Consider the following 10,359-nt stretch of genomic DNA (forward strand, 5'->3'; position numbering starts at 1 on the left):
CTAGGCCCTCCCTAATCAGTTCTGCCCTCCCGTCGACGGGAGGGCAGAACTGATTAGGGAGGGCCTAGTGGAGCGTTGACTCCCGGCTCAGTGCTGGTAGTCACCGCGGTAGTACTCGAACACCCAGCCGCTGAGCGCCCAGATGCCGAGGCAGACGGCCAGGATGCTGATCCACCAGCCGAAGACCGGGCCGAGGGCCAGCAGCTGCACGGTGATCGCCACCCAGAACGGCCAGATGCTCTTGGGCGGGAAGAAGCCCAGCGGACCGGCGCCCTCGACGATCTCGGCGTCCTTGCGGTCCTCGAGCCGCTCGTCCATCTTGCGGGCGATGTTGAACAGGTAGACCGCCACCATCGCGAACAGCAGGCACGCCATGATCAGCGCGACGGTGCCGATGATCTCGTGCGACATGAACCAGTAGATCGGTGTCACGATCGCGACGAAGATCGCGATCGCCGCGAACATCCAGCCTTCGACCTTCATGGTGTCACTCCCCCTTGGGATTCTGGATCGAGGACGGCTTGCCGGCGCCGCTCGGGGTGCTGCCGGTGATCAGGACGTCCAACTCTTCGGCCCGGTCCACGCTGTGGATGTCGGGATGGTGGGCGTCGAAGGCCGGCGACTCGGAACGGATCCGCGGCAGCTTGCTGAAGTTGTGCCGCGGCGGCGGGCAGGACGTGGCCCACTCCAGCGAGCGGCCCCAGCCCCACGGGTCGTCGGTCTCGACCAGCGGCGCGTTGCGGCTGATCCAGATGTTCCAGAAGAACGGCAGCATCGAGATGCCGAGCAGGAACGCACCGACCGTGGAGACCTGGTTCAGGAAGGTGAAGCCCTCCGTCGGCAGGTAGTCGGCGATCCGGCGCTGCATGCCCTCGATGCCCAGCCAGTGCTGCACCAGGAAGGTGAGGTGGAAGCCGAAGAACAGCATCCAGAAGTGCACCTTGCCCCAGCGCTCGTTGAGCATCCGGCCGGTCAGCTTCGGCCACCAGTAGTAGAAGCCGGCGAACATCGCGAACACCACGGTGCCGAACAGCACGTAGTGGAAGTGCGCGACCACGAAGTAGGTGTCGGAGACGTGGAAGTCCAGCGGCGGGCTGGCCAGGATGACGCCGGTCAGGCCACCGAACAGGAAGGTGGTGAGGAAGCCGAGCGCCCACACCATGGGTGTCTCGAAACTGATCGAGCCACCCCACATGGTGCCGATCCAGTTGAAGAACTTCACCCCGGTGGGCACCGCGATCATGAACGTCATGAAGGAGAAGAACGGCAGGTTGACCGCGCCGGTGACGAACATGTGGTGCGCCCACACCGCCACGCTCAGGCCGCCGATCGCCAGGGTCGCGGCGACCAGGCCGACGTAGCCGAAGATCGGCTTGCGGCTGAACACCGGCAGCACCTCGGTGATGATGCCGAAGAACGGCAGCGCGATGATGTACACCTCGGGGTGGCCGAAGAACCAGAACAGGTGCTGCCACAGCACCGCCCCGCCGACGCCCGGATCGAGGATGTGGGTGCCCAGCCGGCGGTCGGCCTCCAGCACCAGCAGGCCGGCGGCCAGCACCGGGAAGACCAGCAGCACCAGCAGCGAGGTGACGAAGATGTTCCAGGTGAAGATCGGCATCCGGAACATGGTCAGGCCCGGCGCCCGCATGCAGACGATGGTGGTGACGAAGTTCACCGCGCCCAGGATGGTGGACAGGCCCATCACGTACAGGCCCATGATCCACAGGTCGCCACCGACGCCGGGCGAGTTGATCGCGTCCGACAGCGGGGCGTAGGCGAACCAGCCGAACGCCGCCGCACCCTCCGGGGACAGGAAGCCGGAGCAGGCGGTGACCGAACCGAACAGGTACAGCCAGTAGCTGAACATGTTCATCCGCGGGAACGCCACGTCCGGGGCGCCGATCTGCAGCGGCATGATCGCGTTGGCGAAGGCCGCGAACATCGGCGTCGCGAACATCAGCAGCATGATCGTGCCGTGCATGGTGAAGAACTGGTTGAAGGTCTCGTAGTGCAGGTACTGCAGACCCGGGAAGGCCAGCTCGGCCCGGATCGCCAGCGCCAGCAGGCCGCCGAAGCCGAAGAAGGCGAAGGCGGTGACGAAGTACATGTTGGCGATGACCTTGTGGTCGGTCGACGTCAGCAACGTCATCGCCCTGGTGCCCCAGTTGGCGCGGCGGATCGCCCGGCGCTCGACCGATCCGAGAGTCACTCGTGCAACGCTCATCGTTCATGCTCCTCGTTCGCCGGTGCCACGGGGACGGTGTTGACCCAGGCGGGTGGCTTCAGTTCGCCGGTCTGGCCCTTGGCGGCCAGCTCCTTCAGATGGGCGTTGTACTCGTCGACGCTCACCACGTGCACGTTGAACAGCATCGCCGAGTGGTAGGTGCCACACAGCTCGGCGCACTTGCCCAGGAAGGTGCCCGTCCGGTTCGGCGTCACGTCGAAGGAGTTGGGATGCCCGGGGATGACGTCCAGCTTGAAGTAGAACTCCGGGACCCAGAACGAGTGGATGACGTCGGCCGAGGTCAGGTTGAACCGGACCGGCTCGTTGACCGGCAGGTACAGGTCGGGCAGCCGCTCGACGGTGCCGGTGTCGTGCACCACGCTGTTGACCGCCGGGTTCTGCTCCTCCATGTAGTTGAAGGACCACGACCACTTCTGCCCGATCACGTTCACGGTGTGCACCGGACGGTCGTTGACCTTGGCCAGCACGTTGTCCTGGCTCTGCACGGTGAAGAAGAACAGCACACCGATGATCAGGAACGGCACCAGGGTGTACAGGATCTCCAGCGGCAGGTTGTACCGGGTCTGCCGGGGCACCTCACTGTTGTTCTTGCGGCGATAGCGGAACATCACCCAGAACATCAGGCCCCAGACGAAGACGCCGATCACCATCGAGGCGATCCACGCGCCGTTCCACAGATTGCCGATCCAGGGCGCTTGTTCACTGGCTGCCACCGGCATGCCCCAGCGCCCCCATTGGTCGATCGTGCCCTGGCTGCACCCGGTCAACGCCAGGGCCGCCAGTGCGCCGCACCCCACCGTCAGGACGCGGCTGGGGCGTGTGCGGTTCTTCACCACGGACGTTCCGCCTTCCCACGACGGATGCGTCCCGGAGACATGGCTGTCTCCGGCGGGCATCCGAGTCGTCAGATTCCTAGGCGCTCACCCTAACCCAAAAGCACATCGGGACGCCCCCCTGGGGGCGTCCCGATTGTGGGCAATTTCAGGATTGTTACCCGTAGTCCCGCCGCGGGCGGGGCGTCGGTCAGTGGAAGCTGTCGCCGCAGGCGCAGGATCCCTGGGCGTTCGGGTTGTCGATGGTGAAGCCCTGGGCCTCGATGGTGTCGACGAAGTCGATGGTGGCGCCGATCAGATACGGGGCCGACATCCGGTCGGTGACCACCGGGACGCCGAACCACTCCTTGGTCACGTCGCCGTCCAGCTCGCGCTCGTCCAGCGACAGCTGGTAGCGCAGGCCGGAGCAGCCGCCGGGCGCCACGGAGATGCGCAGGAACAGGTTCTCTTCGGGCTGCTGCGAGACCAGGTCCTTCACCTTGGTCGCAGCGGCCTCGGTGAGGATGATGCCGTCGATGTCGAGCTGCTGGTCGATGGACATGGTGACTCCGGTTTCTCGGGGATTACTCGCCAGGAGCAACGTCTGCGCGGCGAGCGGGTATTCCGGACTCAGTGTAATCCGTCGCACCCACGGCCGGGGATCACCATCTCGCGGTCCACCCGGCGGCCAACCGGCGTCCGGTCGCGGTCAGCGCCGCGGACGCCTCGGGCCCCGGTTCCAGCGGATGGGCCGACTCCACCCCCATCACCCGCATCTCGCGTCCGGACATGCCGACTACCGGCGAGACCACCACCAGCGGGGTCTCGACGGCCTCGCACCGTGCCGCCAACTCGGCGACCACCCCGCCGCCGCGGCTGCCGAAGTCGAAGGAGTCACAGCCGGTCACCACCAGGTCGGCGGCGCGCAGCGCCCGGCCGAGCCCCGCCCGTTCGGCGCAGCAGGCCGCGCCGGTGCTCAGCCGGCCACCCAGGGCGAGGATCGCGAAACCCAGCCCGCCGGCGGCACCGGCGCCCGGGGCTTGCGCCCGGTCCGGGGCGACGGCCTGCGCGAATCGCTCCAGGGCGGCGTCCACGGCCAGCATCCGCTCCGCCGGCAGACCGAGCTGACGACCGCGACGGGAGGTGATGCCGCGCAGCCCGAGCAGCAGGTCGGCGTCCTGCCCGGGCGGGATCACCCCGACCAGGTCGCTGCCCGCCAGCCTGGCCCGGACGTCGTCCGCCGCGATCCGGGTGAGCCCGGCCAGCGGGGCCGGGCCGGCGTCCAGCGGGACGTCGGCGACCGCCCCCAGCGTGGCCAGCAGGCCGGCGCCGGCGTCATGGACGTCCACGGTGGTGAGGTCGAGCAGGAGAGTCTGCGGCGCCGCGCCCTGCAGCGCGTAGCCGACCAGCCGGCCCAGGTCGGCGCTGCTGCCACCCAGCGGATCGTCGCCGACGCCGGACGGCACCGGTTCGGCACCCACCGCCAGCAGATCGGGCAACCTGCCCAGCCAGCCGCTGCGCAGCAGCTCCAGTTCGCCGTCCGGCTCGACCAGCGCCCGGCCCAGCGCCTGACCGCCCTCGGCCAGACCGACCACGGCCACGTCGGCCGCCTCGGCGAATCCCCTGGCCAGCGCCACCGCGGCGGACCGTGGCGACAACCCGGCCAGCGGACCGCTGGCGAGCAGCACGCGCGGGCGACGCTCAGCCATCCGCGGGCCGGCGCTCAGCGCAGGTTCTCGGACGAGGACGACTCGGTCGCGGTGCCGGGAGCGGGCGGCTGCTCGAAGCTGCCGCCGGGCAGTTCGGCCGCGGGTGCCGCCGGCGTCGTGCCGCCGGTCAGCTGCCCGGGCGGTTCGGCGCCGATGGACGCCTTCAGCGCGGCGAGTTCATTGTCGACCTGGGCACCGGAGGCCAGCGCGTCCAGCTCGCGGGTGATGTCGTCCTGACCCAGGCCGGTCGGATCGTTCAGGGCACCGCTGGCGAGCAGTTCGTCGACGGCCGCGGCCCGGGCCTGCAATTGCGCGGTCTTGTCCTCGGCCCGCTGGATCGCCTGGCCGACGTCGCCGAGTTCCTGCCCCAGGCCGCTGAACGCCTCACTGATCTTGTTCTGCGCCTCGGCCGCGGTGTAGGTGGCCTTGATGGTCTCCTTGCGGGTGCGGAAGGCGTCCACCCGGGCCTGCAACTGCTGACTGGCGCGGACCAGCCGCTCCTCCTCCGACTGCAGCGCGGCGTGCTGGGTCTGCAATTCGGCCAGCTGCTGCTGCAGCCCCGATTTGCGGGTCAGCGCCTCGCGGGCCAGGTCTTCCCGGCCGGCCTCCAGCGCCCGCTTCGCGGCGGTGGTCAGCTTCTCCAACTGCTGATTGAGCTGGCCGGCCTGCAACTCCACCCGCTTGCGGCTGGTGGCCACCTCGGCCACGCCGCGGCGAACCTGCTGCAGCAGTTCGAGCTGCTTGCTGTAGGAGTAGTCCAGCGTCTCGCGGGGATCCTCGAGCTTGTCGAGCGCCTTGTCGGCCTTGGCCGAGAAGATGGCCTTCATCCGTTGGAACATCCCAGCCATGGGGGGTCGCCTTCCGTTGACGTGCGTCGTCCCACCAGACTATCCGGCCCTCGCGCAGTGCCGGGCGCGGAGATCGGCGGGGTGCGGCCGGGCTAAGATGAGGGGTCACCTGAATCCACCGACATCGAGGTTCGACGTGGGACTCTTCTCCCCCAACAAGGACAAGGCCGCCGCCGCACAGCCGGTGCCGGCGCCCGAGGCTGCGACGACGGCCCCGAAGGCCAAGTCCGTGCCGACCCCGAAGCGCCGGGACGCCGAGGCGGCCCGTCGGCAGCGGCTCAACCCGCAGCTGTCCCCGAAGGAGGCCCGGAAGCGGGCGCGCGAGGACGCCGCCGCCGACCGCCGCAAGCGGATGGAGCAGCTGGACGGAACCCCCGGCAAGGTGCTGATGCGCAACTGGGTCGACTCCCGGTTCAACCTCGCCGAGTGGTCGATGCCGATCCTGATGGCGCTGCTGCTGGTGGTGCTGGTGGTCAGCCCGATGTACCCGGCCATGGTCGAGCCCGCCACCTACGCCACCTGGGCGTTCATGCTGCTGATCGTCGTCGACATCGTCCGGATGTGGCGCGGCTTCAAGAAGCTGGCCGCCCAGCGCATCCCGAAGGAACCGCTCAAGGGACTGCTCTACTACGGCTTCAACCGGTCGCTGTCGCTGCGCCGGATCCGCATCCCGCGTCCCGTGGTGAACCGCGGGGACAAGCTCTGATGTCATGGTCCTGGCGTCCGGAACCCGCGGACGCGGACCCCGGCGTCGATCTCGGCGGCAGCTTCGCCAGCCAGGCCGAGGCGGAGGCCTGGGTCACCGCGAACTACCCGGAGCTGGCCGACGCCGGCGTCCGCGCGGTGTCGCTGTACGAGGAGGACCGGCTGGTCTACGGGCCGATGGGTCTCGACGCAGAGTAATTAAGGAACCGCTGGTCGAGCATGTCGAGAACCCTGGTCGGTGGAGCCTGTCGACACCGTTGCCAGAGGTCTCGACGAGCTCGACCGGCGAGCGTCCACCCCGCACTGGCGGTCCGACAGCTGTCGTCCTCATCCCGTCGAACAGCGACCGATTCGGGACCCGTCCGAGGCGTGCGAGGCGGAACACCCCCGGAATCGGTCGCTAGTTGACGAACCTCCGCCGGGACGGACCGGTAGATCAGCGGCTTCTCAAGAGGACGTCGTCGCCCGGTCAGGCGGCGACGTTGCGGCGTCCACCGCGCCACAGCACCAGCGCGAAGCCGGTGACGGCGACCCCGACCACCCCGATCACCGGACGGGCCCACTGTGCCGCGCTGACCCGCTCTTCATAGGTCTGCACCTTGGTGCCCTGCGCGTTGCTGCACACCTGTCCGGGCTGCATCACCTGTTCACGGCACCAGATCGTCGGATTGGCGCCGAGCACCACCGCATACAGCACCGCCACCAGACCGGCGACGGCCAGGGCCAGGTGCGCCCACTGCCGCCAGCCGCGCCCGCCCCTCATGCGCCACGCACCCCCGGGGTGACGAACGGCGGTTTGGCGACCTCGAACGGCTCTTCGCGATTGCGCACCCGGACGCTGACCACGGTGCCGGGAACCAGGGCCGGCGGCAGCAGCGCCAGCGCGATGCCCTTGCCGAGGGTCGGCGAGAACGTCCCCGAGGTCACCTCGCCGACCACCTCGCCGTCGTGCACCACCTCCATGTGCGGACGCGGGATGCCGCGTCCCTGCGCGACCAGTCCGGTCAGCCGGCGCTCCGGGCCGGCCGCCTTCTCGGCGCGCAACGCCGCCTCGCCCCAGAACGACTCCTTCTTCCAGCCGATCGCCCAGCCCACCCCGCACTGGCCGGCGGACACGTCGGGTCGCAGGTCCTGGCCGTGCAGCGGGTAGCCCATCTCGGTGCGCAGGGTGTCCCGGGCACCCAGCCCGGCGGGCGCGATGCCGTACTGCTCGCCGGCGGCCAGCACCGCGTCCCAGACCGCGCCGGCGGAAGCCCAGGGCACCACCAGTTCGTAGCCGCGCTCGCCGGTGTAGCCGGTGCGGCAGACGGTGAGTTCGACGTCGCCGATGCTGCCGCGGTCGAAGCGCATGTAGTCGTGGCCGACCGGCAGCCCGAGCGCGGCCAGGGTCTCGTCGGAGGCCGGTCCCTGCACGGCGAGGACGGCGTGGTCGTCGTGCTCGTTGACCACGGTGATGCCGGCGGGCGCGGCGGCGGACAGCAGCGCCACCACCTCGGCGGTGTTCGCCGCGTTGGGGATCAGGAAGATCTCGTCCTCGGCCAGCCAGTACCAGATCAGGTCGTCCACGACCCCGCCGGCGTCGTTGCACAGCAACGTGTACTGGGCCTGGCCGACGCCGATCTTGTGCACGTCGTTGGTGATGCAGGCGTTCAGGAACTCGGCCGCGCCCGGTCCGGTGACACGGGCCTTGCCCAGGTGGCTGACGTCGAAGATGCCGACCGCTTCACGCACCGCCTTGTGCTCGGACACGATCCCGGCGTACTGCAACGGCATCGACCAGCCGCCGAACTCGGCGAATCGCGCGCCCAGCGCCTGGTGCCGGTCGTGCAGCGGTGACGTCTTCAGCTCCGCCATTGGTTCTCCTTCGCCGGGAAATCTCGGCGTCAGCCTAACCGGCCCTCGGCGGTGAGGGCCGCTTCCTGGACGTCGTGCCGTCTGAACGCTGTCAGCGGCTGACAGTGCGGTGTGCGCGCGGTGTCAGCGGCCCCTCCCAGACTGGACCGGTCATCAAGCCACGAGCGAGAAAGGAACCGCCATGAAGGTCAACCAGATCCGGTCCGACTGGGCGGTCGAGGCGGACGGCCTGGTCAAGGTGTTCGGCACCAACCGGGCCGTCGACGGGGTCGATCTGCGGGTGCCGACCGGCTCCATCTACGGCGTCCTCGGCCCCAACGGCGCCGGCAAGACCACCACCATCGCGATGCTCGCCACCCTGTTGCGTCCGGACGCCGGCACCGGCCGGATCTTCGGCCACGACGTGCAGCGCGAGCCGCAGATCGTCCGCCAGCTGATCGGCGTCACCGGTCAGTACGCGTCGGTCGACGAGACCCTGTCGGCCACCGAGAACCTGGTGCTGTTCAGCCGGCTGCTCGGCCTCAGCCGGGCCGAGGCGAAGGCCAAGTCGAGCGCCTTGCTGGAGGAATTCGGCCTGACCGAGGCGGCCCGGCGTCCGCTGAAGAACTTCTCCGGCGGCATGCGTCGCCGGCTCGACCTGGCCGCCAGCCTGATCGCGCAACCGCCGTTGATCTTCCTGGACGAGCCCACCACCGGCCTCGATCCCCGCACCCGGGCCCAGATGTGGGACACCATCCGGCGCCTGGTGGCCACCGGTTCGACGGTGCTGCTGACCACCCAGTACCTGGACGAGGCCGACCAGCTGGCCGACCGGATCGCGGTGATCGACCGCGGCACCGTGGTGGCCGAGGGCACCGGCGACGAGCTGAAGGCGTCCGTCGGCACCTCCAGCCTGCAGCTGCGGCTGGTCGATCCGCGCGATCTGGACGACCTGCGGGTCGCCATCGAGCGGGTGCTCGGGGTCACCCCGACCGTCTCCGCCGAGGCCGGACGGGTCACCGCGCCGATGCACGACGCCGATCGGGTCACCGACCTGCTGATCACGCTGCGCGCCGGCGGCATCCACCTGGCCGAGCTCAGCGTCCAGAAACCCACCCTCGACGAGGTGTTCCTGGCGCTGACCGGACACGGCACCGAAACCGAGGACGCCGGCGCGGCCGGCGAGCCCGTCCTGGAAGGAGCCTCCGCATGACCGCGACCCTCGATACCACCATCGTCCCGGGCGTCGACCGGGTGCTGAAGAACCGGGTCGGCATCGGCCAGACGGTGGCGAACTCGCTGACCATGGCCGCCCGCGGCCTGATCAAGATCCGCCGCACGCCGGAGCAGCTAATCGACGTCACCCTGCAGCCGATCCTGTTCACGCTGATGTTCGCCTACCTGTTCGGCGGCGCGATCGCCGGCAACGTGCAGGACTACCTGCCCGCCCTGATCCCCGGCATCCTGGTGCAGACCGTGATCACCACCTCGGTGGTGACCGGCACCCAATTGCGCGAGGACATGGACAAGGGCGTCTTCGACCGGTTCCGGTCGCTGCCGATCGCCCGGATCGCCCCGCTGGCCGGCGCGCTGCTGGCCGACACCGTCCGGTACGCCATCGCCACCACGCTCACCTTCGTGATGGGGTACGTGATGGGCTACCACCCGGCCGGCGGCCTGGCGAACGTGGTGCTGGCCGGCCTGCTGGTGATCGCCTGCTCGTGGGCGATCAGCTGGATCTTCGCCTTCTTCGGCGTGATCGCCCGGACGGCGTCCAGCGTGCAGGGCATCTCGATGCTGGTCCTGTTCCCGCTGACCTTCCTCTCCAACGCCTACGTCCCGGTGGACACCCTGCCGGACTGGTTGAAGTGGTTCGCGGACGCCAACCCGATCTCGCACCTGGTCACCGCGGTGCGGGAACTGGCCAACAACGGCGCGGTGGGCGGCGACGTGCTGCTGTCGCTGCTGGGTGCGGCGGTTATCGTGGCGATCTTCGCCCCGCTCACCGTCCGGGCCTACATGCGCAAGGCCTGACCCTTCGCCGGTCGAACTGGTCGACCTGGCCGAGGACCCGACTGGCAAGGGGTTTCGATCAACTCGACCAGTGACGGGCTCAGTCGAGGGCGAGGGCGATGAGCTGCTGAGCCCGGGCCGCGGCGGCGTCCACCGACAGGCCGGACGCCGCCCGCCGGGCCGCTGCCACC

12 protein-coding genes are annotated in these 10,359 nt (G+C 69.4%); 4 read left to right on the forward strand and 8 right to left on the reverse strand.

Going from position 1 to position 10,359, the window contains the following annotated elements; all coding sequences use genetic code 11:
- Nucleotides 1-87: 87 nt before the first annotated feature.
- The 6 genes from QM582_RS08405 to QM582_RS08430 all read right to left on the reverse strand — a co-directional run bounded on the left by QM582_RS08405 (nucleotide 88) and on the right by QM582_RS08430 (nucleotide 5,617).
- Entirely contained in the window at nucleotides 88-483 is a 396-nt protein-coding gene (locus QM582_RS08405; RefSeq protein ID WP_415083479.1) for a cytochrome c oxidase subunit 4, read from the reverse strand.
- A 4-nt stretch (nucleotides 484-487) separates the two neighbouring features.
- Complete coding sequence (gene ctaD / locus QM582_RS08410; protein WP_415083496.1) at nucleotides 488-2,152, reverse strand: cytochrome c oxidase subunit I; 1,665 nt, start codon at nucleotides 2,150-2,152, stop codon at nucleotides 488-490.
- Nucleotides 2,153-2,223: 71 nt separating this feature from the next.
- Nucleotides 2,224-2,991, reverse strand: a complete 768-nt coding sequence (coxB, locus tag QM582_RS08415; protein WP_415083498.1) for a cytochrome c oxidase subunit II — start codon at nucleotides 2,989-2,991, stop codon at nucleotides 2,224-2,226.
- A gap of 280 nt (nucleotides 2,992-3,271) precedes the next feature.
- Nucleotides 3,272-3,622, reverse strand: coding sequence for a HesB/IscA family protein (locus QM582_RS08420; protein ID WP_415083481.1), 351 nt, complete (start codon nucleotides 3,620-3,622; stop codon nucleotides 3,272-3,274).
- Between the two features lie 100 nt (nucleotides 3,623-3,722).
- Nucleotides 3,723-4,769: a glycerate kinase gene (locus QM582_RS08425; protein ID WP_415083483.1), complete on the reverse strand. Its 1,047-nt coding sequence runs from the start codon at nucleotides 4,767-4,769 to the stop codon at nucleotides 3,723-3,725.
- Nucleotides 4,770-4,783: 14 nt separating this feature from the next.
- Nucleotides 4,784-5,617 carry a PspA/IM30 family protein gene (locus QM582_RS08430; protein ID WP_415083485.1) on the reverse strand — a complete coding sequence of 278 codons (834 nt, stop codon included), beginning with the start codon at nucleotides 5,615-5,617 and terminating at the stop codon, nucleotides 4,784-4,786.
- A gap of 136 nt (nucleotides 5,618-5,753) precedes the next feature.
- Here QM582_RS08430 and QM582_RS08435 point away from each other — a divergent pair, with 136 nt between their 5' ends.
- Nucleotides 5,754-6,323, forward strand: coding sequence for a DUF3043 domain-containing protein (locus QM582_RS08435; RefSeq protein ID WP_415083486.1), 570 nt, complete (start codon nucleotides 5,754-5,756; stop codon nucleotides 6,321-6,323).
- On the forward strand, nucleotides 6,323-6,520 hold the full coding sequence (locus QM582_RS08440) for a hypothetical protein (protein WP_415083488.1): 198 nt from the start codon (nucleotides 6,323-6,325) through the stop codon (nucleotides 6,518-6,520). Before QM582_RS08435 ends, QM582_RS08440 begins: the two co-directional genes overlap by 1 nt.
- 271 nt (nucleotides 6,521-6,791) lie before the next feature.
- Here the strand turns inward: QM582_RS08440 and QM582_RS08445 are convergent, their stop codons facing one another.
- Together QM582_RS08445 and gcvT are read right to left on the reverse strand one after the other, a co-directional pair.
- Nucleotides 6,792-7,085, reverse strand: a complete 294-nt coding sequence (locus tag QM582_RS08445) for a hypothetical protein (RefSeq protein ID WP_415083489.1) — start codon at nucleotides 7,083-7,085, stop codon at nucleotides 6,792-6,794.
- On the reverse strand, nucleotides 7,082-8,176 hold the full coding sequence (gene gcvT / locus QM582_RS08450) for a glycine cleavage system aminomethyltransferase GcvT (RefSeq protein WP_415083491.1): 1,095 nt from the start codon (nucleotides 8,174-8,176) through the stop codon (nucleotides 7,082-7,084). Before gcvT ends, QM582_RS08445 begins: the two co-directional genes overlap by 4 nt.
- A 181-nt stretch (nucleotides 8,177-8,357) precedes the next feature.
- Here gcvT and QM582_RS08455 point away from each other — a divergent pair, with 181 nt between their 5' ends.
- Both QM582_RS08455 and QM582_RS08460 read left to right on the forward strand, forming a co-directional pair.
- Nucleotides 8,358-9,368 carry an ATP-binding cassette domain-containing protein gene (locus QM582_RS08455; protein ID WP_415083493.1) on the forward strand — a complete coding sequence of 337 codons (1,011 nt, stop codon included), beginning with the start codon at nucleotides 8,358-8,360 and terminating at the stop codon, nucleotides 9,366-9,368.
- Nucleotides 9,365-10,189 (forward strand): ABC transporter permease, encoded by an 825-nt coding sequence (locus tag QM582_RS08460; RefSeq protein ID WP_415083494.1) that lies wholly within the window; start codon nucleotides 9,365-9,367, stop codon nucleotides 10,187-10,189. The genes QM582_RS08455 and QM582_RS08460 overlap by 4 nt, the downstream gene beginning before the upstream one ends.
- Nucleotides 10,190-10,359 lie beyond the last annotated feature (170 nt).

The sequence above is a fragment of the Micropruina sp. genome (assembly GCF_047607385.1).
Lineage (GTDB): Bacteria > Actinomycetota > Actinomycetes > Propionibacteriales > Propionibacteriaceae > Micropruina.